The sequence below is a fragment of the Thioalkalivibrio sp. ALgr1 genome (assembly GCF_000378285.1).
Taxonomy (GTDB): Bacteria; Pseudomonadota; Gammaproteobacteria; order Ectothiorhodospirales; family Ectothiorhodospiraceae; genus Thioalkalivibrio.
In genome coordinates this window covers 477,294-499,989 of record NZ_KB905132.1, presented here as the reverse complement: position 1 = coordinate 499,989, position 22,696 = coordinate 477,294, and the positions used below count along the sequence as shown (strand labels likewise).

Sequence of the window (22,696 nt, the reverse complement as noted above, 5' to 3'; positions counted from 1 at the left end):
AGGTTTCAGCATGTCGAATAACGAACAGGTGGCCGGGTCTGCTCCCGCGACCGGTGCCCGCAGCAAGTCCGCCCGCGCCCCGCGGCGCAGCCGCATCCTGGTCGAGTTCATGGGTTCCATGAGCCTGGCGATCACCCTGCTGGTGGCACTGGCCATCGCCTCCGTAATCGGTACAGTGCTCGTCCAGAACCAGCCCTATACCGACTACCTGATCGACTACGGTCCCTTCTGGCATGAGATCTTTGCCGGCATGGGGCTTTATCAGGTCTATTCCGCCACGTGGTTCCTGCTGATCGTCACCTTCCTGGTGGTCTCCACCTCGTTCTGCGTCTACCGTCAGAGCCCGGGCATCCTGAAGGACCTGCGGCGCTACAACCTGCAGGTGAAGGAAAAGTCCCTGCGCTCGTTCCACTCGAGCGCGACCGGGGAGCTGGACCAGTCGCAGCAAGAATTCATTGATCATGCCCGGCGTGTGCTGAAGGCCCAGGGCTTCAAGGCACGCGAGAAGGAATCCGAGGGCCAGACGGTGATCGCGGCCATGAAGGGCCGCTGGAACCGCCTCGGCTATCTGCTGACCCACGTCGGGATCGTGGTGATCTGCGTGGGCGCGCTGGCAGACGGCTCGACGCTGCTCAAGGCCAAAGAGTGGCTGGGCATCATCGAGATCGAGACCCGGGGCGTCCCGGTGTCCGAAGTACCGCGCTCGGCCTGGGTGCCGGTCTCCAATCCCTCGTTCCGCGGCATGGTCGAAATCCCGGAGGGCTCCTCCGCGGACGTGGTGTTCCTGCCGATGCGCGAGGGCTATTTCGTCCAGCAACTGCCGTTTCGTATCGAGCTGGAAGAGTTCCGAATCGAGCGCTTCTCGACCGGCGCGGAAAGCTCCTACGAGTCGGATCTCGTGATCCATGACCCCAACCGCGACGAGCCGCTGCGGCATACCATCTCGGTCAACCACCCGCTGATCTACAACGGGTACGCGATCTACCAGGCCAGCTTCGCCGATGGCGGCACCCGCCTCGATATCGAGGCGATCCCGCTCGGCGGCGAAGCCCTGCGCTCGCTGGAAGTCCCCGGGCGCGTATTCCAGGAGCAGGAAATCCCGACCCCGCAGGGTGACACGCGCATCATCGAGTTCATCGACTTCAAGGACCAGAATGTCGTACCGCTGCTGAATGAAGAAGGCCAGCGCGAGAACCGTCAGCTGGGCCCGAGCTTCGATTTCCGCCTGATGGATCGCACCGGGCACGGGCTTTACTACCGCAACTACATGCGGCCTGCACTGCAGGAAGGGGCGATGTACTTCCTCAGTGGCGTACGCGAGAGCCCGAGTGACGAGTTCGTGTACCTGTTCCTGCCGGCGGATGCCGATGACTCGCTGGACCGTTTCCGCACCTACCTGGCAATGCTGCACAACGCCGAGGTGCGCAACACCATCGCGCGCGAAGTCGCGGCCGACGATCCCTCCGGCACCGCGATCGCCCAGACGACCTCGGAGCTGATGCGCCTGTTCGCCGAGGGCGGATACGGCGCGGTGCACGCGGAGATTGACCGCCGCGTGCCGGAAGAACAGCGCGAGCAGGTCGGCCAGCTCCTGATGCGGGTGCTGCACGCCGGACTACAGGGCCTGTACATGGAGGTCCTGGAAGACGAGGGTGTGGTCTCGATCCAGGAAGAGGAGCAGCGCTGGCTGGAAGACGCTGTCTCCGCAATCAACGCGATCAGCCTCTACGAGTCACCGTTCTATTTCCACCTGAGCGACTTCGAGCACCGCGAGGCCTCCGGTCTCCAGATTGCGCGCGCCCCGGGGCAAAGCACGGTGTACACCGGCAGCGTGATGCTGATCATCGGGATTTTCCTGATGTTTTACGTGTCGTATCAGCGTCTGTGGATCATCGCCCGACGCCGTGAAGACGGCAGCGGGACGCAGGTGACCATGGCCGGAACCAGTAACCGGCACAAGGTAGAATTCGAGAACCGTTTCGCGCATCTTAAGCGTTGGATCATCGATCAGAAGCCGGCCAACGGCTCGGGCGATGGCCAGAAGTGAATCAACTAATAAGAACGACTAACCGGTAGCAGTCGGAGGAGCGATCCATGTCAGTACCCCATGAGGCCCTGGATTTTGAACGGCCCAGTATCTTCCGGCGCATCCGGCCGCTCGACTGGGCATACTTTGCGCTGGTGCTCGCCGTTGCGGTGATCGCTCACTGGCAGTATGGCCACCTGATGGATCGCTACGACACCGGCGGCCTGATCCTCGCCGCCGGCATGAGTGCCTGGTTGGGCTGGTTCTGGCGCCCCTGGCAGCTCTTTTCGATCATCGTCGCCGCGCTCTCGCTGTTCGGGGTCTGGTTGTACGGTGACGATCTGGCCCGGGGCAGCACCAACTTCTGGCTGAACTACATTGGCTCCGGCCAGGCCGGTGTGATGTGGATGAGCGTGATGCTCTACATGGCCACCGCGACCTACATCCTCGGCCTGTTCAGCAAATCCGACTTCCCGTCGCGCCTCGGGGCCGCTTTCGCCTGGATCGGCTCGGGCGCCGGCATGATGGCGCTGATGGTGCGCTGGCGCGAGATCTACCTGACCGACCCCAGCTGGGGCTACATCCCGGTGTCCAACCTCTACGAGGTATTCATCCTGCTGGCGGTAATGACCACGCTCATGTACCTGTACTACGAGCAGCGCACCGGTCAGCGCACCATGGGCGCCTTCGTGATGCTGGTGATCGCCGCCTCGGTGACTTTCCTGCTGTGGTACATGTGGGACCGCCAGGCGCACGAGATCGAACCGCTGGTGCCGGCCCTCAACTCCTGGTGGATGAAGATCCACGTACCGACCAACTTCGTCGGCTACGGCGGCTTTGCCATCGCGGCCATGCTGGGTGTGGCCTACCTGATCAAGCACCGTTTCGAGCGCACCCGGCCGGATGCCGCGATCACCCATCGGCTGCCCAGCAAGGATGCGCTGGACAGTGTGATGTACAAGGCCATCGCGATCGGTTTCGCCTTCTTCACCATCGCCACCGTACTGGGCGCGATGTGGGCGGCCGAGGCCTGGGGCGGCTACTGGACCTGGGATCCGAAGGAGACCTGGAGCCTGATTCTGTGGCTGACCTACGCGTCCTGGCTGCATATGCGCTTCACCAAGGGTTGGCGCGGCCCGGTCATGGCCTGGTGGGCCATCATCGGTCTGTTCGTGACCACCTTCACCTTCCTGGGCGTGAATATGTTCCTGTCCGGGCTGCATTCCTACGGAGAGCTGTAAATGAGGCGTCGTGATTTCCTGGGTGCCATGGGCGGTGCCGGATTGCTGCTGGCAACCGGCACCAGCCTGGCCCGCGAATACCGGGATGGTCAGAACTTCCGCACCATCCAGCCGCCGGTCGACACCGGCCTGGAGGATGGCAAGATCCAGGTGGTCGAGGTCTTCTGGTATGGCTGCCCGCACTGCTACTCGTTCGAGCCCTATGTGCAGGAGTGGCAGAAGGGGCTGGATGACGATGTCGAGTTCGTCTATCTGCCCGCGCCGATGAACGATGTCTGGGCCCTGCATGCGCGCGTCTTCTACACCGCACAGAAGCTGGAAGTGCTGAACGAGGTCCATCAACCGTTCTACGACGCCATCCATGACCAGGGTCGCGAGCTGCGCTCGGAAAGCGCCATCCTGCGCTTAATCAACCAGCGCGGCCTCGACGCCGACGAGTTCCGCGAGGTGATGCGCTCCGAGGAGATCCGCCGCAAGGTCACCGAGGCCGGCCAGGACGTTCAGGAGTACGGCGTCGAGGGTGTGCCTACCCTGGTCATCGACGGCGAGGCCGTGGTCTCGGCCAGCATGACGCGCAGCCACGAGGAGATGCTCGAAGTCGCCGATTTCCTGATCGAACGGGCCCGGGGCTGACCCCGCCCGTGTCCAGGGTCCAGCGTCGGGTGGCGTAACGCGTGAGCACAACCGTCACTACGGCCCAGCGACTGGTCGAATGCCTGGAACAGGAACAGGTCGAGCGCGTGTTCGGCCTGCCGGGCGAAGAGAACATGGCCGTTCTCGACGCCCTGGCCGATTCCCCCATCGAGTTCATCACTACGCGCCACGAGCAGGGCGCGGCCTTCATGGCCGACGTCCATGGTCGCCTGTCCGGCCGTGCCGGGGTCTGCCTGGCGACCCTTGGCCCGGGGGCGACCAACCTGATCACCGGTGTCGCCGATGCCAACATGGATCACGCCCCGCTGGTCGCGATCGCGGGCCAGGCCAGCACTCACCGGCTGCACAAGGAGTCGCACCAGGTCCTTGACCTGAAGGGCCTGTTCCAGCCGATCACCAAGTACAGCTCCAGCGTGGTCGAGCCCGAGATACTGCCGGAGGTTGTCCGCAAAGCCTTCAAGTGGGCCGAGGGCGGCAAGCCCGGCGCCAGCTTCATTGAACTTCCGGAAAACGTGGCCGCCCTGCCATGCCCCAACCCGCCACTCCCGGTCCATGCCGGACCCGAGGCGGTGCCGGCCGAGGCCTCCCTGGAGGCCGCGGCGAAGTTGCTCAACGAGGCCCAGCATCCGCTGATCCTGGCGGGCAACGGCGTCATCCGCTCGGGAGCCAGCGGAGCCCTTTCGCAGCTGGCCTCCGCGCTGAATATCCCGGTCGCGAACACCTTCATGGCCAAGGGCGTGTTGCCGTTCCGCCACCCGCTGGCCCTGGGCTCGGTGGGCCTGCAAAGCCAGGATTTCGTCAATTTCGGCTTTCACAAGGCCGACGTCATCGTCTGTATCGGCTACGACCTGGTGGAATATCCACCCAGGCTCTGGCACCCGACCGGCGACCGCACGCTGATCCACATCGACTCCGCCCCGGCCGAGGTCGATGGCCACTACAATGTCTCATCCGAGGTGATCGGCGACCTAAATACCTGCCTCGCCCGCCTCACGGATCTCGTGGACCCGCGCGAGGAGACCATCCTGCGCCCGCTGCGCCAGAACCTGATCGACGACATGAACGAGCATCGCGAGGACACCCAGTTCCCGCTGAAGCCGCAGAAGTTGATCTGGGACCTTCGCACCGCGGCCGAGCTCGACGCCGTGGTGATTACCGATGTCGGGGCGCACAAGCTCTGGATGGCGCGCATGTTCCGCTGCGAGCTCCCCAACACCTGCCTGATCTCGAACGGGTTCGCCAGCATGGGCATCGCGCTGCCGGGAGCGATCGCGGCGGCGGCGCTCTACCCCGAACGCCAGGTGATCGCGGTCACCGGAGACGCCGGCTTCCTGATGAATGTGCAGGAACTGGAAACGGCGGTGCGCCTGAACCAGAGCTTTGTCGTGCTGATCTGGAACGATAATGCGTACGGCCTGATCGAGTGGAAGCAGGTGCGCGAGTACGGGCGCAAGGCCTTCGTCGATTTCGGCAACCCGGATTTTGTCCAGCTGGCGCACTCGTTCGGCGCCAGCGGTGTGCGCATCGGCCCGGGCGACAGCCTGGAGGCCGCCCTGCGCGAAGCCCTCGCCACCCCCGGTGTCACCATCATCGACTGCCCGGTCGACTACAGCGAAAACCTGAAGCTGACGGAACGTTTGGGCGAGTTGGTCTGTCCATTCTAGGTAGTATCCGGGCGGACCTTCCGCCGTTCTCTGGGGAACAAAGCAGTATGACGGCCACGGCCAGCGGCAAGCATGCCGAACCCGTTCGCGCACAACCGGCCTCGCCGGAGGTACGCGGACTGACCTATCAGCACGACCAGGGCGCGCAGCGCCTGCGCCTGTTGAGTTTCAATGCCCAGGTGGGCATCCCCTCGTCGCGCCTGCACCACTATCTGACCAACTCCTGGAAGCACGTCCTTCCCTATAAGGGGCGGATCGGCAACCTGGATCGCGTGGCGCGTTTCATCTCCGACTTCGACATCGTCGGCGTCCAGGAGCTGGACGGTGGCAGCCTGCGCTCGAACTTCGTGGACCTGGCCTCCTATCTGTCGGAAAAGGCCCGCTTCCCGCATACCTACAATCGCATCAACCGCAATCTCGGCCAGTTCGCCAAACACTCGCTGGCCTTGTTTTCGCGGCTTGAGCCGGAACGGGTCGAGATGCACCGCCTGCCCGGGCCGCTGCCGGGGCGCGGGGCCATCGAGGCCCGTTACGCAATGGAAAATGGCGAGGAGCTGGTGCTGTTTCTGCTGCACCTGGCACTCGGCCGGCGCGCACGCCAGGCCCAGCTGGACTACGTCGCCGAACGGATCCAGTCGGAACGCCACGCCGTGGTGATGGGGGATCTCAACTGCCAGCAGGACAGCCTGGAGATCCGGCGTTTGGTCGCCCGTACCGGGCTGCTGGAGCCGATCAGCTGCCCGGCCACCTACCCCTCCTGGGATCCGCGCCTCGTGTTCGACCACATCCTGCTGACCCCGGACCTGCATGTCAGCGACATGCGCGTGTACAACGTGGCCCTGTCCGACCACCTCCCGGTCGGTATCGAGATCGAGCTGCCAGCCGCCCAGTCGCTGCACGGAACCCGCCACACCGCCTGAGTCCCATCGCTGGCGTCCGCGTCGCGGACGCGGTTAAATGATCCCGGCACGTCCAGACCCCACAGCCCTTTCGGGAGCCCCATGTCCGCCAGCGAGATGCGCAGGACCATCATCGACCTCGAGCGCCGCCTGGAGCGCGAGCAGGTCCAGCAGGATGCACTGAGGCGGGTGGCCCTGAGGGCACTGGCGGTGGTCAGCGCCCGCGTGCCGGCACTGGATGGCGCGGTTCAGGACCTGTCCCGCGCGGTGGAGTCCAGCCCGCCCGACTCTGCCTGGATGGATCGGCTGGGTGCACAGCTGGCCGACGCGGTCCGCAGCTCCGATCACCACGAGGACCTGGCCAGCGCTGTGCTCGAGGTCGTGCGCCGCGGACTGAACGGGTTCGATTTCCTGGACCCCGGCCTGGATGACCTGCATCGCGCGACCGAACGGCGCGACCGCTCGGAGATCGAACGAACGCTTTCTCAGCTCTTCCGGGTGCTGCACGACAAGTGCGAGCGCGCCATGCACGAGCGCGACGAGCTGTCGGACGTCGTGGGCGAGATCTGGCATCGCCTGGAAGACGTCGACTCGGCCCTGTCGGAAGACGAGAAACGCAGCGAACGTACACGCGCCTCGGTTGCCACCCTGCACGATGGCATCTCGGACAATGTCCGGGCCATGAAGGGCCGCATGGACGACCTGGAGGACATCGCCACCCTGCGCCAGGAAATCAGCCGGGGTCTGGATCGCGTGGTCGAACATGTGGCGGCCTTTCGCAATCAGCAGGAGAACGATCTGCTCGAGGCCCTGGAGCGCAACCGCCTGCTGCGAGCGAAGGGCCGTACGCTGGAGTCGCAGGTCAGTGCCCTGCGCAAGCGGCTGGATCAGGCGCGGGCGGAGGCCTACCGCGACAGCCTGACCGGGCTGCCCAATCGCACGGCTTTCGAGCGCTACCTTGATGGCCTGCGGGAGGACCTGGGGGCGGAGCAACCGGCCTGCCTGCTGGTCTGGGACATCGACCGCTTCAAGGCGATCAACGACGAATACGGCCACAGTGCCGGCGACAAGGTGCTGAAGGCCGTCGCAGAGATCCTGGCCGAGGGCGTGCGCAGCGAGGACTTCGTTGCGCGCTACGGGGGCGAGGAATTCGTGATGATCCTCACCTCCGACCCGGACACCTGCCAGCGCCGTGCCGATTCGATCCGCGAGGCCGTGGATCGCCTGATCGTACGGGCCGGCAAGACGCGGCTGCGCGTGACCATTTCGGCGGGCATGTGCCCGATCGCGGCCGGACAGTCCACCGCGGCCATCTTCGACGCCGCGGATCACGCCCTGCTACAGGCGAAGAAGCTCGGGCGCGATCGCGTGGAGCGGGCCGACCGCGAGCCACACCCTTCCTGATCCCCCGGGAGAATTTCCCTGATAGGAGGCCGTTGTGATTGCCGAGCCATCCCCCCAGCTGATCTTTGGCGAGGTCCTGTTCGATGTCTTTCCCGATGGACAGCGCGTCCTGGGCGGAGCGCCGTTCAATGTCGCCTGGAACCTGCATCAGCTCGGGGAGCCGGTCTGTTTCGTCGGCGGCATAGGCAACGACCCAGCGGGCGCCGCGGTGCAGGCCCGCATGGATGCAATCGGCATGGACGCCCGCGGGCTGTATCGGCACCCCGAAGCCCCGACCGGCGAAGTCCGGGTCGAACTCGCCCGCGGCGAGCCCAGCTACACCATCGTGCCGGACCAGGCCTACGACGACGTACCCGCAGCCTGGGCCGATGCGCTGCCCGCCTCCACGCCACTGCTCTACCACGGCACCCTGGCCCTGCGCCGGGGGAATCACGACCTGCTGGCACGCCTGCGCGAACGCGCCGGGCACCGCTTCGTGGACGTGAACCTGCGCGACCCCTGGTATACCCGGGACACGACGCTGGACCTGATACGGGACGCCGACGTGGTGAAGCTGAACCAGGACGAGCTGGCCACCCTGGTCCCCGGGGCTGCGGACGACGAGGCGGAGACCGCCCTGCTCGAGCAGGCGGGCATCCGTCAGGCCCTGGTCGTCACCGCCGGGGCCGGCGGGGCGATCATTCGTACCGTCAACGGCGAGCGCTTTGCGGCCCCGGCCCCGCCGGTACCCGAGCTGCGCGATGCGGTCGGGGCCGGCGATGCCTTTGCCAGTGTCGTCCTGCTCGGCATGCGACAGGACTGGGGCTGGCCGACCACCCTCGAACGCGCGCTGGCGTTCGCGGCGGCGGTCTGCACCCTGCAGGGCGCCACCAGCGAAGACCCCGGCTTTTACCAGAACGCCCGCAACAGCTGGGATTGAGCACCGGACGACCCGGTCCCCTCTTGCGAGGCAGTTCCTGGCCGTCCGTAACCCGGGTTTACGGCCGCCAGCCGAACTCGTCGGCCTTCTGGCGAGCCAGCGCCGGGATGTCAGTGGCGACGAACTTCTCGTGCAGGACCTGCACCCCGATCATGTGGTTGATCACCGCGTCCAGCTGGACCTGGGTGGCCGCCGGGGTGGTCTCGTCCTCGTGGATCTCGAACACGCGGCGCACGCCTTCCGGGTCCAGCAGACCCGCCTCGGCCACCTTCTCCGGCGACAGATAGCGGTCGGCCAGGGCCTTCATCGCCGCCCACTTGACTGGGTCGGTATGCGCCGGCGGGGCCATGAACGCGAACTTCTCGCGCTCGTAGAGCACCTTCGGGAGCAGGCCCTTCATCGATTCGCGCAGCACGTACTTCTCGGTGCGGCCCTTGATGCGCAGGGTCGGCGGCAGGTGGGCGCAGAACTCGGCCAGGTGGTGGTCGAGAAACGGCGGGCGCGCCTCCATGGAGTTGGCCATGTCCATGCGGTCGCCACCCCAGGTCAGGATCTGGCCCTCCAGCATGGTCTTGATCCAGACGTACTGGGCCTTGTCCAGCGGATGCCGGCCATCCAGCATGTCGTCGTCCAGGGCGTTGGCGATCGCCTTGCCGGGCTGGTAGTCCTGCATGCGTTCGCGGCGCTCCGGCGCCAGCAGGCCGGGCACGTGCTCGGCTGCCGCCAGCCAGGGCTGCAGACAGGACGGCGTAAAGCCCATCATCTTCGTGAACTCGGGGTCGTCGACCTCGTCCTCGGCCAGCATCGCGCCGGAGAAGAGCTCGTTGGACTCGTTCAGCATCTGCTGCCAGGCGGCGCGGTCAGCCTCCGGCAGGGTGTCCAGGCCGTGCAGGAACATGTCGCGGCGGAAGGCCGGGTAGCCACCGAACAGCTCGTCCGAGCCCTCGCCGGTCACCACCACCTTGTAGCCCGCCTCGTTCACGTGCCGGCTCATCAACAGCTTGGCCACCCCCAGCGTGTTGTAGATGGTGCGCTCGGCGTGCCACAGGGCCTCTTCGAAGTTGTCGTAGAGGTGATCCGCATTCAGCTTCAGGATGTCCTGGTCGGCGCCGACGCTCTCGGCCATCTCGCGGGCAATCGCCGTTTCGTCGTAGTCGTCGTTGTCGAAGCCGATGGTGAAGGCCTTGACCGGCGACTGCTGGCTGGCCGAGGCCAGGCCCAGGGTGATGCAGGAGTCGATCCCGCCGGAGAGGTAGCAGGCGACCGGCACGTCGGCCTCCAGGCGCAGCTGGACGGCCTCCATCAACTGTTCCCGCACGCCCTCGATCCAGTAGTTCTCGTCGGCATCCTCCTCCGGCGGGCGCTCGGAGGCCAGCGGGAAGTCCATGTCCCAGTACTTCTCCTGGCGCACCTTCAGCTTGCCGTGGGCCCGTTCGACGATGACCATGTGGCCGGGCTTCACTTGGTGGATGCCCTCGAACGCAGTGGTGCCCGGGACCATGGTCTGCATCAGCTGGTGGTACAGGCCGTCATCGGCAAACTGGCGCGGGACGTCGGGATTGGCGAACAGCACCTTCAGCTCGGAGCCGAACACGAAGCTGCCATTGGCCTCGGTGAAATACAGCGGCTTGATGCCGAAGCGGTCGCGGATCAGCACCAGGCGATCATGCTCGCGGTCATACAGCGAGATCGCGAACTCGCCGCGGAAGTGCTTGATCGCATCCTCCAGCCCCTCGCGCCGGTACAGGTGCATGACCATCTCGGAGTCGCTCTTGGTGCGGAACTGCACGCCGCGCGAGGTCAGGTCGGTACGGATGCGCTTGTAGTCGTACAGCTCGCCGTTGACCGCGGTCATGATCGATCCGTCGGTCATACAGAACGGCTGGCGGCCGCGGTTTTCGTCCAGGTCGATGATCGACAGGCGGGCATGGGAGAAGCCCACGCCGCGGTCGTCCAGCGTCTTGTAGCCGAAGCCGTCGGGGCCGCGGTGATACTGGATCGCGGCCATGTTGACCAGGGTCTGCGGGTCCACCTTGCGGTTGGGGTCGGCGTGAAAGATTCCGGCGATGCCACACATGGCATGTCTCCTTGGTTCGATTCCGTGGGTGCGAGCGGGGCGCGGTTTACGGCGCGCCACGCCGCTCGCGGTTCAAGTTCGACTTTGGCTCAGTCTTCCGGGGTATCCATGACCGCGCTGATCCGGCGGACCACCGTGGTCAGCAGCGCCATGCGCACGAACACGGCCCCGCGGGCCTGGGCGAAGTACCAGTTGTGCGGGGTGTCGTCGAGGTCCGTGGACAGCTCGTCACCGCGTGCCAGCGGGTGCAGGATGACCGCGCCCTTCTTGAGCGGGGAGTTGCGATCCAGCTTCAGGCCCTCGCCCATGGACTCGAACGTATCCCCCACCCAGGCAATGGCGTTGATGTAGACGACGTCCAGCTCCGGCAGCAGCGGGTCCAGTTCGTGCACCACGCGCAGCTTCAGGCCGGCCTCTTCCAGCTCCTCGCGCTGACCCGGGTCAAAGTTCTCGTCCTCGCGCGAGATGATCACGACCTCTTCGATTGCCTCCGGGAACAGGCTTAGCAGGCGCAGCAGCGAACGCACCGTGCGCATGCGCGAGGGCACCCCGATGATACCGACCTTGATGCGGTCCTCCCGCGCCACCGGGCCGGTGAACAGCTCCGGTCGCCACTTGGCCAGGGTGTAGACGTCCGCCAGCGCCTGGGTCGGATGCTCGTCGATCCCGTTGCCCGCGTTGACCAGCGGGATGCGCAGGTTCTCCAGCATGTTGTGCGCCGCCTCGCCATCCGAGGAGCGCAGCACCAGCACGTCGCCGTAGTTGTTGAACATCTCGGCGATGTCCGCCAGCGACTCGCCCTTGGCGATGCCGGTGCTCTTGGGGTCGGTGATCGACATCACCGCCCCGCCAAGCCGGTGCCAGGCGCTCTCGAAGGACAGCCGCGTGCGCGTGGACGGCTCGTAGAACGCACTGATCAGAATCTTGCCGGCCAGCGGCAGGTGCATCAGCGCCGGAGTGGTCTCGTACTGCGCCGCCAGACGGAACAGCTGCAGCAGTTCATCGCGCGAGAACTGCTGACTGGAAACCACATGCGCGGCCGCCAGCTTCAGGAGCGGGTCCGGGTCTTCCTCCACGGCCTCAAGGAGCGCCTTCGGGCGGTCGGTGCCGGCGGCGCCGTCTTTCGGGTGGAGCACGTGCAGGGGATCTTCGGTGTAGTTCACCAGAGGCATCCTTTTTTCCAGTCGCGAATGAACAGGGCCAGCAGCAGGATCGGGGTCAGGGTGGCGACCAGCGTGGCAACCACAACGATCACGGACAAGGCAGTCGACGAGATCATCATGCGGTCCGGACCTCCTCGGCTGCGGCGTCGCGGGACAGGCGACCCCAGTCGAACGGCCGCGGCGCCAGCCAGGTACTCAGCACCATCACGGCCAGGGAGACGGCCGCGCCCACCAGTGCCGCGACATAGAAGCCGATCAGGAAATAGCTGGCCAGCCCAATGCCCGACCCCAGTATCATCGACCAGGCCGCGCCCTGAGGGTTCGCCCGCCGCCAGTACAGCCCGGCGACGATCGGCCAGATCGCCGAGGCCACGAAGGCCCCCGTAAAGTACAGCAGTTCGGCCAGCGAGCCGATGATCGGCAGCGAGCCGCGATAGCTCGCGGCCAGCCAGGTCAGCAGACCCAGCAGCACAACGATCACCTTGGTCGCGCGGAACTGGCTCTGCTCGCTGGCCTGCGGGCGGATATGGCCGCGGTAGATATCGCGGGTGACCAGGTCCGAGGTGGCCGCCAGCAGCGAGTCGAGGCTCGAGGCCAAGGCGGCGAAGACGACGATGAAGACCACGATCGCGCCGGTCAGGCCGAGGACCTCGGCCGCGACCAGCGGCCCGACCATGTCCGCGGCGGGCACGTTGATGCCCAGCGCCGGCGTGGCCAGGGCGATGAAGCCGGCGACGATCGGGATCGGCAGCCACAGCAGCCCGCCCAGCAGGTAGGCACGAAAGCCGACGTTGCGGCCAAAGGCAAAGGCGCGCGACCACCAGACGTTGGAGTGGAAGATCTCGCCCACCCCGAACAGCAGGTTGTTGAACAGGAACATGATCGCGGCCGGGAACAACAGGCTCAGCAGTTCCGGGCGCTCTTCCATCAGGTTGAAGTGGATCGCCTCGAAACCGACCTTGTCGATGGTCAGCCAGGCGATGAACGCCGCGCCGGCGATGATGATGATGGTCTGGATGAAGTCCGTACCGATAACCGCGCGCAGACCGCCCAGCAGGGTGTAGATCACGCAGACCGTGAGGATCACGGTCATGCCCACGCGATAGTCGATCCCGGCCAGGGCATTGATCAGCACCCCGCCGGCCATCGCCATCGAGACCAGCCAGCCGAAGGCGTAGATCAGCGAGACCACCAGGAATACGCGCCAGGTGAAGGTGCCGAAGCGCAGGCGGATGAAGTCGCCGGACGTAAACCCGCGCGGCATCAGCTCGCGGATACGACGAGCCAGCGGCGCGAACAGGATCAGCCCCAGCGCCCCCAGCGAATACCCGAGCATGCCCCAGACGCCCAGCTGCAGCGCCAGCTGCGGGGCGGTCATCGTGGTGTTGGCCGTCACCCAGGTGGCCATCGCGGTCGCGGTGGCCAGCGCCAGCCCGACGTTGCGCCCGGCCAGCATGTGGTCTTCGGCGGTCTTGTTGTGACGACCCAGCCACCAGCCGAGCGCCACCCAGAGGATGCTGAATGCGATCAGCAGCCCCCAGGCGATCGAACTCGGGAGGATCGGGTCGTCGAGGCCGGTCACGAGGCCTCCTTCACCTTCTTGATCTCGCGGATCGCCTCGTCGGTGGTCATCACGCGGGCGTAGCGATCCTTGATGGTGGTGATCGTCGCCTTCTGCATCTCCGGGGTCACCGTCGCGGTAGCGTCGTCCATCAGCGTGACATAGAAACCTAGGTCACAGGCATCGCGCACGGCCGTGGATACGCACTCGTTCGAATACACACCCACGATGAACAGTGCCGAGATGTTCAGGTTGCGCAGGATGTAGTGCAGGTTGGTCGAATTGAAGACGCCGCTGGCGGTCTTGTCCAGCACGATCTCGTCGCCCACCGGTGCGACCTGCTCGACGAACTCCGCATCCTTGGAGCCGGGCGCGGCATGCAGGTTCAGGCGCTTGTGGCCCGGGCTGCGGTCGCGCCCGTCGTGGGTCAGCGAACGGATACGCGTGTGGATGACCTCCAGCCCCTGCTCGCGGAATGCATCCTGCAGCCGGCGCACGTTCGGCAGCACCGTCTGCTCCAGGCGGTTGAAGTAGTACTCCTGCGCCTCGGGCGGCACGCCGGACTGCACCGAGTCGGCGAACACCCCATGACCGCGCGCGGCATCCAGGTACTGCAGGTCAATGCACAGCAGGGCGACGTGGTGCTCGCGCAGTTCCTGACGCAGCACCGGGGTCGTGATCAGGCTCTCCTGGTACTGCTCGCGCAGCGGGTCCAGGGAGTCGTAGTCAGTGAGCTGGGAGACGTTGTCGTTATTGGCCATGCCGGGCGGTCCTTGGGTCGCGGTGATCGGGGATGCTCACGAACGGGCGGCCAGGGCCAGGGCGCTTTGCAGCGTCAGGTTGGCGCCGGTCTCGATGTCCTCCCAGTTTGTCCATTCCGCCGCGGAATGGCTACGCCCCTGCAGGCTCGGTACGAAGATCATGCCGGTACGCGTGATTGCACTCATGCTCTGGGTGTCGTGCGCAGCGCCGCTGGGCATGGTCAGGTACTCCAGCCCCATGCGTTCGGCGGTCGCCTCGATGGTCTGCACGATGCCCGTGTCGCAGCGCACCGGATCGATCTCCGAGAGCACGTCGAACTCGAACATCAGGTCACGCCGGCGCGCGAGGCTGGACAGCGTGCGGCGGGCCGCGTGGGCCAGCGCGGTCAATACCTTCTCGTCGGTATCGCGCACCTCGAAGGAGAAAGTCGCCATGCCCGGCACGGTGTTCGCCGCGCCCGGCGAGAGCTCCACGCGGCCGATAGTCGCGCGCGAGTTCGGGCTGCCGTGCTCCTCCAGCAGGCGATTGATCTCGCCGCCGAATTCGGCCAGCCCCTGGAACGCGTCGATGCGCATGTCCATCGGCGTGGTGCCCGCATGGTTCGGCTGGCCCTTCAGGCGCACCTCCCACTTGAACAGGCCGGTGATGGCCTCGACCACGCCCACGCTCAGGCCGCGGCGATCCAGCACCGGGCCCTGCTCGATATGGGTCTCGATGAAGGCATGCAGGGTGTGCGGGTCGCGTCGCGCGCTCAGGGCGTCGTCGGCATTCAGGCCCCAGTTGGCCATCGCCTCGACCAGGGTGATGCCCTCGAGGTCACGGGCATGGCTGATGCTCTCCGGGGTCAGCTTTCCGGCCATCGCCTGGGAGCCGAACATGCCGCCGAAACGGCCCTCCTCGTCAGTGAAGTCGATGACCTCCAGCGGGTACTGCAAGTCGACCTCGTGTTCCTTGGCCGTGCGCAGCACCTCCAGCCCGATCAGCACCCCCAGGGCACCATCCAGCGGGCCACCACCGGGGACGGTATCGAGATGCGAGCCCATGGCGACCACCGGGCGCTTGCCGTCGTAGTCCAGGCGACCGTGCAGGTTGGCGGCGCCATCCTGCCAGACGTCGAGGCCCGCGGCCTCCAGGCGGCCGCGAAACCACTCGCGCCCCGCGCGGTCGCCCTCGCTGAACGCCCGGCGGTGCAAGCCACGGTCGGCATCGCGTCCAATCTGCCCCAGCTCGGTAATGTCCTGCTGCAGGCGCTGCATGTTGATCTTGAGTTCGTGCATCGTGTTCTCCGATAGGGCCGCCGGCCCCGGTCGCGGTACACGCGGATCGACGGGGCGGGGCAGGTGAATTCAGTCGCGCGGGCGACCGCGCAGGATGGCCACGATCAGGACCAGAAAGACGACGCCTCCCAGCGCGAAGAAGCCGAACGCGCGGGCCAGGCTGTGGTGCGCCACATCGATCCGGGCCTCGTCGGCCCAGTCGTCCGCGCCATCGGCCCGCAGGCGAAAGCGATATTCGCCGTCCGGGAGGCCGCTGATTACGCTGCTGGTGTCGCCACCGCGATAGATCACGCGGGCGTCGTCGAAGTCCGGACCGCTCGCCTGTTCGAGTTCGACGGGCCCCTCGGCGTTCCATTCGAGGGTTAGACCGCCATCACGCGAGTCCGTGGGCGGGTCGTCGAATCGGGGCTCGGCCAGTACAACCAGCGGCAGCAGCAGAAGCAGCAGGCTGGCGGGCAGGAGGGAGCGCATGGCGCGTTACCTGGCGGCCACGCCGCTCAGGTTTTCACCTCGAACGGCTGCAGACCGGCACGAGGCTCGGTGGTGTTCATCGCCTCGACCAGGAGGGTAAGCCCTTCGTCCAGATCCGCCAGCCGCTCGGGCGGGAGAGCGTGCAACGCGCGGTTCAACTCGCCCTGGGGGGCTGCCGGGGCGTCGGACAGGAGCGCCTCCCCCTTGGGCGTGACATACAGCCGCACGATGCGCTGGTCCTTCTCCGGGCGGCGGCGCTCGACGAGCCCGCTGTATTCCAGCTTGTCCAGCAGGTTCGAGGTGGTCGAGGCATGCACCGACAGCCGGCGCGAAAGGTCGCTGACATTCAGCCCGGGCGTGCGCTGCAGCTCCCACAGGGCCCACAACTGCGAGGCACTGATCCCGCAGGCACGCTCCACTGCCCGCGAATGCCCCTGCAGGGCGCGGATGATCACGCGCAGCTGACGGATCACGGAACGCGACAGATCCGGTTCCCCTTCCGTCGCGGGGCGATGAGGTTCGTTCTGGGCAGAAACAGCTGACATCACAGTCGGACTCAGTATGGCAAATGCCATATAGTTTTGTACAAAAATAATGGAGTTGCAACTTGTCCTTTGCTGGCGAAAGCGGCGAGCGCGTTCTATTAATGGGGTTTCCGGCTAGCCGAGGTCACCAGGATCCGGTCTCTGGGCAACAAAACGGGCCTCTCGTTAGCCATACGCGACAGAAACGGTTGTGGCGGTTCCTCGGGAGCTCGCCATCGGTCCCCCGGGGGTACAGGGGCCTGTTTCTCTTTCGGATTCCAGGATCGAACTGCCAAAAGGAACGAATAATGAAAAACAACATTTCGTGGAATCTCACTCCACTGGCCGGGGCCGTTGCCACGGCGCTTCTTCTGGCGCCAGCGGTCAGCCCCGCAGAACAGGAGGGTGCAGGGGGCGTCGAGTTCGATTTCTACGGGTCACTGAGACTGCAGTACGAAACGGCGGACCCGGATGGCGAGGACAGCTATGACGGCTTCCGGGATGCCTATTCACGCATCGGCTTCAACGCCAACTATGAGATCAATGAAAGCCTGAACGCGTTTGCGCAGCTGGAAATCCCGCTCGACCTAGCCAACGGCCGAGTACAGGACCCCTTCAGTGGCGAAGACGAGGACGTCCGCATCGGCAAGGTCGGGCTCGACGGCGCATTCGGTACCGTGGCGTATGGCCGCGATTGGCTGCCGTATTACAACGCGATCGCCTTCCCGGTGGACATGTTCTACTCCTACCAGAGCGGCTTCGCGACCTATACGACCTTCCGTGAGAGCAACAGCCTCATGTACTACTCTCCGGACTTCAACGGCTTCTCGTTCGCGGCCTCCTACAGCGCGAACGGCGGCTACGACGATGCATCGGGCTCTCCAGATGATCGCTACCAGGTGACCGGTTCGTACGCCTTCGGCGACACGACTCTTTCCGTCGGGGTCGATGATGCCAATGGCGAGCAGAACACTCGGATCTGGGGGGTGTCCGCGATGCACAGCATGGGCCCATGGTCGATGGGTGCCAAGGTCGAATACATTGAAAGCGACCAGGACGCCGGGGCCTTCGGGGACGACGGCGACGTCGCCGCGAACATCTACGCCGCCTACGCCGTGGGGCAACATATATTCCACGGAACCTACGCCAACGTCGACAACTACGGCGGAGACGTCTTCCACCTGGGCTACGCGTTCAACTGGATGGACGGGCTGTCCCTGTTTGCCGAGTACTACTACGAAGAAGAAGCAACCGGTGCGGTACCGGCATCAAGGGCCCGAGACACCGGCCGGGCCGGGGCTGACTTTCCCGAGGATGGAAGCAACAACGTGTTCATGGTCGGCATGCACTACAGCTTCTAGCAGCCAATCCGCCGCGCACGTTTGTTGCTCACCCGCTAGCGGGTGAGCAATGGAAGTCAGCCATGAAGGTCCCGAATTTTTCGTTTCGGATTCCGACGGCCGGATGCCAGAACGAAACGACTCGTACCTCGGGAGACGCGGTCTCAATCGAAGACTACCGCCCTGGCGGTCAGACAGTTCCAGGCAATGGACCGGAGAACGTCTGGACCAGCGTCCCCCAATCACACCAAGGAGGTGAGCGTGAGCGACAACGCACAAGACCCGAAACGGGAGATCGAGGAGCTCGAGGCCCGTTACGAGACCGATCACGAGATCGGGGAACAGAACATCAACCCGCTGGGGCTGGATCTGCACAACCCGGTATTCGCCGTCAGCGCCCTGCTGATCCTCGCGTTCGTGATCCTGTCCCTGATGTTCCCGGAACAGGCCGACGAGGGCCTGGGCGCCACGCGTGCCTGGATCGGCGAGACCTTTGACTGGCTGTTCTTGTCGGCCGGCAACCTGTTCGTGCTGTTCTGTCTGGCCCTGATCCTGCTGCCGGTCGGGAGCATCCGGATTGGCGGCCAGGATGCGAAGCCGGACTTCAGCGTGTTGTCCTGGTTCTCGATGCTGTTCGCCGCCGGCATGGGCATCGGCCTGATGTTCTGGGCCGTGGCCGAACCGGTAGGCTACTTCACCGAGTGGTTCGGGACGCCTTTGGGCATCGAGGGCGGCACCGAGGAAGCGAAGCACGCGGCCCTGGGTGCGACGATGTATCACTGGGGCCTGCACCCATGGGCGATCTATGCCGTGGTAGGCCTGGCGCTGGCGTTCTTTGCCTTTAACAAGGGCCTGCCGCTGACCATCCGCTCCGCGTTCTACCCGATCTTCGGCGAGCGGATCTGGGGCCCGCTCGGGCATGTGATCGACACCCTGGCGGTACTGGCCACCCTGTTCGGCCTGGCCACCTCCCTGGGTCTTGGGGCGCAGCAGGCGGCATCGGGGCTGGAGTCGGTGTTCGGCATCGAAGCCGGCCTGAACACCCAGGTCGCGATCATCATCGGCGTCACGGTAATTGCCCTGTTGTCGATCATGCGCGGCATCCATGGCGGGGTGCGCGTGCTCAGCAACATCAACCTGACGCTGGCGGTGGTACTGCTACTGTTCGTGGCCCTGTTCGGCGGCTTTATCGCCTTCCTCTCCAATACCGGCATCACGCTGAGCGCCTACGCCCAGTACATGTGGCCGCTCAGCAACCCTGTGGGTCGTGACGACCAGACCTTCTATCACGAGTGGACGATCTTCTTCTGGGCCTGGTGGATCTCCTGGTCGCCGTTTGTCGGCATGTTCATCGCACGGGTCTCGCGCGGGCGCACGGTACGCCAGTTCGTGACCGCGGTGCTGCTGGTGCCAACGGCCGTGACCGTGATCTGGATGAGTGCCTTTGGCGGGACCGGCCTGGATCAGGCCCGCGACGGGGTCGGTGCACTGGCCGACGGCATCAGTGACTCCTCGCTGGCGCTGTTCCAGATGCTCGAGCACCTGCCGCTGACCACGATCACCTCACTGCTGGCAATCACCCTGGTCCTGGTTTTCTTCATCACCTCGTCAGACTCCGGCTCGCTGGTGATCGACTCGATCACCTCCGGCGGCAAGACCGACGCCCCGCAGTCCCAGCGCCTGTTCTGGGCCACGGTCGAGGGCGTGATCGCCGGTGTGCTGCTGGCGGTGGGTGGCGCGGCCGCGCTGCAGGCCCTGCAGGCCGGTGCCGTCAGCGCCGGCCTGCCCTTCGTGATCGTGCTGCTGTTCATGTGCGTCAGCCTGATGATGGGGCTGTTCCACGAACTCAAGCTGATCCGACTGAAGGAGGCGACGGGGTAACTCAGCAAGGCTCCGCCCTTTAGGCCGGCACAGGGCCAGATGCTCCCGGCCTGGCTGCTAGAGAAACAAAAACCCCCGCCGGGGCGTAGTCCGGCGGGGGTTTTTTGTTCAGCCGTGTCCCGGACCCCGGGACACGGCTGGGGCCACGACCTAGAAGTCGTAGCGCATGCCGATCGAGAAGGCGGTGGCGTTTTCGCCCAGCGCTCCGCCCGGGCCGGAGGTCCGTGCTGCACCCCAGGGCGTCAGGGCGGAGTGGTCGTCGTTGTCGACCAGCGCAATGTTGCCGTAGAAGCGCAGGTCGCTGTCGATACGATATTCCAGGCCAACGGCGTACATCGTGGCGTCGGCATCGTCCAGGTCGGAGTCCAGCTGGAAGACGTGGCCGTTCAAGTACATGCTCGGGGTCATCCGAAACTGACCGCCCAGTCCGTACACATCCGCCTCGTCACCGTTGACCGTCTCGGAATTCTGGTAGAGGCCGCCGATGCGGAAGGCCTCCGTGATGCGGTAGCCGACAGCAAGGCGCCAGGCGTCCGGGTTCACGTCACCGTCTTCCTGCTTTTCGTAGGCCAGCGCGCCGGTCCAGTCGCCCATGCTCAGGTTCAGCGAGGTCGAATAGGCCTTGTTGTCAGCGCCGTCCACCGTCGTGGCGCCATCGGTCTCGTTCGAGTACTGGATATTCCAGGTCAGGCCGCCGAAGCTCGGGGTCTGATAGTGGATGCTGTTGTTGAAACGCTCGTCGAAGCGCCCGGTCTGGGCGGCGGAACGTGTCAGGTTGCGCAGATCACCGACCTGGTCGCCAAAGAAGTTGGCCGGCCCGCGGGCCCGCTTGAACGGGGTATCGAACTTGCCGATGCGCAGCATCCCCCAACGGTCGCCCTTGATCCCGGCGAAGGTGTCACGGGTGGCGAAGTGGGTACCATCCGTGTCGAAGTCGATCTGCTGCTCGATCTGGAAAATGCCGGTGAGCTGGTCGCGGAACTCGCGTTCGCCACGAAAGCCCAGGCGGCTCGAATTGCTGGATATGTTGAACTCGTTGTAGTCGGCACCGTCGTCGAGGACGTCGGCGGACAGATGGGCACGCCCGTACAGCGTCCAGTCGGCGGTGGCCACAGCCGGGACGACGAGGCCCGCCGCGATCAGGCTGGTCAGCAGTTGCTTGCGATTCATAGGTTTTCTCCCCTAGGCGAATGCGTTCGATGCGTCGAAAAGCGGTCGCGACGCACAGGCATCCCGACCGGCCGCAAGCATGGGGAGGCCGGATGAAAGGCCGGTTAAGAAGCGGTGAAGATCCGGTTAAGGCGCAACACCGTTGCCCGGGGGGAGACAACGGAAGTGGAACCGAGCCCATCGTGGCCGGTCAGGTGGAAATGAGGCCTACGGGCTCAAGTGCTCACGATCAGGCAGGGGAGTTTCATGATGAAGCAGTCCGCAATCGCGGCGGCGGCCGCATTTTCGCTATTGGGGCCCGCGCTCGCACAGGCCGCTCCGCTTGGGGTCGCCCACGGGCTCGATCACCAGGACCGCGTGCTCGTGCATGCCGACGGGATGACCGCCGATGATGCGTTCATGACGCTGGGGGCACTGACGGTCAAGGGCCGCCTGATGCGCGACAGTGAGTTGGGGCATGACGACTACCGTCCGGAACTCGCCGATGGCCCGATGCGGGAGATCGGCGAGACCTGGCTCGGCCTGCTGGATACGGTGCACGGCAAGCTGGTAGATGAAGGGCGCATGCGCGCCCAGGCCGGCCGCGACGACGAGGCCGATCCGGCGGCCTATGCCGATGCCGCGTATCTCTACCATATGCATCACAGCGGGGGTCGCTTCGAGCACCTGGGCCTGTACGACGAGATCACCCACAACCCCGCCCCGCTGATGTCGGCGCTGGCGGACCACCTGGTCAACGAGCGCTACGCCGACGGCGAGGTGGCAGCGGCGAATGAGTCGGACACCGATGCCCTCGCCTTCGGCCTCGACGCCCTGCACGGCCCCGCATACGCCTGGGTGCGCCAGGACAAGCCGGGTGGCGAGGACGACATGGGGCAACTGGAGCTCCAGACCCTCGCGGGCTGGCTCGGCCACTCGCGCGAGGACATGGTCGAGATCGCCCGGGCCATGGCGGATACCGCCGACGCGGCCTGGGATGATGATGCCGGGATGTTTGTCCGCGACCAGGGCGCCGAATGGTCGGTGGATCAGGTCGGGGCGCTGCTGCGTGGCCTCAAGGGTGTCTACGAGACGCTCTACCTGTTCGGGGATGCAGACGACCAGGCACGCGCCGAGACCCTGGCGGACCGCACTGCGTCCATCACCCGCGCCATCGTGTCCGAAGACGGGCCGATCCGCGACTGGGGCCTGCCCGAACGCATCGCGTTCGAGGACGGCGAGGCCCGTGCGGCCTCCGACCACGTCGACGTCGCCGCGCAATGGCGGTTCGTCCACCAGGTCACCGGCGGCTTTTCCCTGCTGCGCGAACGCGAGGGGACCGCAAAGCTGCTGAGCGAGCGGGCGCCGGAGCTGGAAGGCGAACTGGGTGCGGCGATCGATCGCCTGCTCGAGGGCGCGCTCGAATACCAGCTCGGGTCTGCCATCGTCCCCACACGCCTGGCCTACGAGGATGGGTCGGTGACCGACCCGACCGTGACCACCCGATCCGTCGCGGCCTTCATGATGGCCGTGGCCAATGGCTACCGTACGGGCGAGGCCTTCGACCGCCCAGGGTCCTGGGGCGACGACGAGGCGCTGGCGGAACGCAGCCGGGCGCTGTACGACGCCTTCCTCGATCATGGCGAGCTCCTGACCGAGCAGCTGACCCTCCGGGACTAACGCG

General features: G+C 65.6%; 18 protein-coding genes and 1 pseudogene. 10 read left to right on the top strand and 9 right to left on the bottom strand.

Translation table 11 applies throughout. The features are described 5' to 3' along the window. Positions 1-10 precede the first annotated feature (10 nt). The 7 genes and pseudogenes from F466_RS0102360 to F466_RS0102330 all read left to right on the top strand — a co-directional run bounded on the left by F466_RS0102360 (position 11) and on the right by F466_RS0102330 (position 8,807). A pseudogene (locus tag F466_RS0102360) lies at positions 11-2,069 on the top strand (cytochrome c biogenesis protein ResB). Between the two features lie 25 nt (positions 2,070-2,094). Beyond that, positions 2,095-3,267, top strand: coding sequence for a c-type cytochrome biogenesis protein CcsB (gene ccsB / locus F466_RS0102355; RefSeq protein WP_012981454.1), 1,173 nt, complete (start codon positions 2,095-2,097; stop codon positions 3,265-3,267). After that, a complete protein-coding gene (locus F466_RS0102350) occupies positions 3,268-3,900 on the top strand; it encodes a thiol:disulfide interchange protein DsbA/DsbL (protein ID WP_018993377.1) in 633 nt (210 codons plus the stop codon). It begins immediately after the preceding gene. Between the two features lie 41 nt (positions 3,901-3,941). Next, positions 3,942-5,585 (top strand): acetolactate synthase large subunit, encoded by a 1,644-nt coding sequence (locus F466_RS0102345; RefSeq protein ID WP_012981452.1) that lies wholly within the window; start codon positions 3,942-3,944, stop codon positions 5,583-5,585. A 47-nt stretch (positions 5,586-5,632) separates the two neighbouring features. Beyond that, on the top strand, positions 5,633-6,505 hold the full coding sequence (locus F466_RS0102340; protein WP_012981451.1) for an endonuclease/exonuclease/phosphatase family protein: 873 nt from the start codon (positions 5,633-5,635) through the stop codon (positions 6,503-6,505). A gap of 81 nt (positions 6,506-6,586) precedes the next feature. After that, positions 6,587-7,888 carry a GGDEF domain-containing protein gene (locus F466_RS0102335; protein ID WP_018139780.1) on the top strand — a complete coding sequence of 434 codons (1,302 nt, stop codon included), beginning with the start codon at positions 6,587-6,589 and terminating at the stop codon, positions 7,886-7,888. Positions 7,889-7,922: 34 nt separating this feature from the next. After that, positions 7,923-8,807, top strand: coding sequence for a carbohydrate kinase (locus F466_RS0102330; RefSeq protein WP_018993376.1), 885 nt, complete (start codon positions 7,923-7,925; stop codon positions 8,805-8,807). Positions 8,808-8,865: 58 nt separating this feature from the next. On the opposite strand, the gene asnB is transcribed toward F466_RS0102330, so the two are convergent. The 8 genes from asnB to F466_RS0102290 form a co-directional block, all read right to left on the bottom strand. Then, entirely contained in the window at positions 8,866-10,884 is a 2,019-nt protein-coding gene (gene asnB, locus F466_RS0102325; protein WP_018139778.1) for an asparagine synthase (glutamine-hydrolyzing), read from the bottom strand. A gap of 89 nt (positions 10,885-10,973) precedes the next feature. Beyond that, the gene (locus tag F466_RS0102320; protein WP_018993375.1) at positions 10,974-12,056 is read right to left on the bottom strand and encodes an aspartate carbamoyltransferase; all 1,083 of its coding nucleotides are present in this window, start codon (positions 12,054-12,056) and stop codon (positions 10,974-10,976) included. Further along, the gene (locus F466_RS13815; protein ID WP_012981446.1) at positions 12,044-12,166 is read right to left on the bottom strand and encodes a hypothetical protein; all 123 of its coding nucleotides are present in this window, start codon (positions 12,164-12,166) and stop codon (positions 12,044-12,046) included. Before F466_RS13815 ends, F466_RS0102320 begins: the two co-directional genes overlap by 13 nt. Continuing rightward, the gene (locus tag F466_RS0102310; protein WP_018139777.1) at positions 12,163-13,629 is read right to left on the bottom strand and encodes a sodium:solute symporter family protein; all 1,467 of its coding nucleotides are present in this window, start codon (positions 13,627-13,629) and stop codon (positions 12,163-12,165) included. Before F466_RS0102310 ends, F466_RS13815 begins: the two co-directional genes overlap by 4 nt. Continuing rightward, on the bottom strand, positions 13,626-14,369 hold the full coding sequence (locus tag F466_RS0102305; protein ID WP_012981444.1) for a cysteine hydrolase family protein: 744 nt from the start codon (positions 14,367-14,369) through the stop codon (positions 13,626-13,628). Before F466_RS0102305 ends, F466_RS0102310 begins: the two co-directional genes overlap by 4 nt. Positions 14,370-14,405: 36 nt before the next feature. Continuing rightward, positions 14,406-15,647, bottom strand: a complete 1,242-nt coding sequence (locus F466_RS0102300) for a Zn-dependent hydrolase (protein ID WP_012981443.1) — start codon at positions 15,645-15,647, stop codon at positions 14,406-14,408. A 69-nt stretch (positions 15,648-15,716) separates the two neighbouring features. Continuing rightward, positions 15,717-16,118 (bottom strand): hypothetical protein, encoded by a 402-nt coding sequence (locus F466_RS0102295; protein ID WP_018175089.1) that lies wholly within the window; start codon positions 16,116-16,118, stop codon positions 15,717-15,719. Between the two features lie 26 nt (positions 16,119-16,144). Beyond that, complete coding sequence (locus F466_RS0102290; protein ID WP_012981441.1) at positions 16,145-16,663, bottom strand: MarR family winged helix-turn-helix transcriptional regulator; 519 nt, start codon at positions 16,661-16,663, stop codon at positions 16,145-16,147. Between the two features lie 287 nt (positions 16,664-16,950). On the opposite strand from F466_RS0102290, the gene F466_RS0102285 reads away from it, so the two are divergent. Both F466_RS0102285 and F466_RS0102280 read left to right on the top strand, forming a co-directional pair. Continuing rightward, positions 16,951-18,003 (top strand): porin, encoded by a 1,053-nt coding sequence (locus F466_RS0102285; protein ID WP_018139775.1) that lies wholly within the window; start codon positions 16,951-16,953, stop codon positions 18,001-18,003. A 240-nt stretch (positions 18,004-18,243) separates the two neighbouring features. Next, positions 18,244-19,863, top strand: coding sequence for a BCCT family transporter (locus tag F466_RS0102280; protein ID WP_012981439.1), 1,620 nt, complete (start codon positions 18,244-18,246; stop codon positions 19,861-19,863). Between the two features lie 150 nt (positions 19,864-20,013). Here F466_RS0102280 and F466_RS0102275 read toward each other — a convergent pair whose 3' ends face one another. Beyond that, complete coding sequence (locus F466_RS0102275; protein ID WP_018993374.1) at positions 20,014-21,033, bottom strand: porin; 1,020 nt, start codon at positions 21,031-21,033, stop codon at positions 20,014-20,016. Between the two features lie 246 nt (positions 21,034-21,279). Here F466_RS0102275 and F466_RS0102270 point away from each other — a divergent pair, with 246 nt between their 5' ends. Beyond that, a complete protein-coding gene (locus F466_RS0102270; RefSeq protein WP_018993373.1) occupies positions 21,280-22,692 on the top strand; it encodes a hypothetical protein in 1,413 nt (470 codons plus the stop codon). The last annotated feature ends 4 nt before the right edge of the window (positions 22,693-22,696 follow it).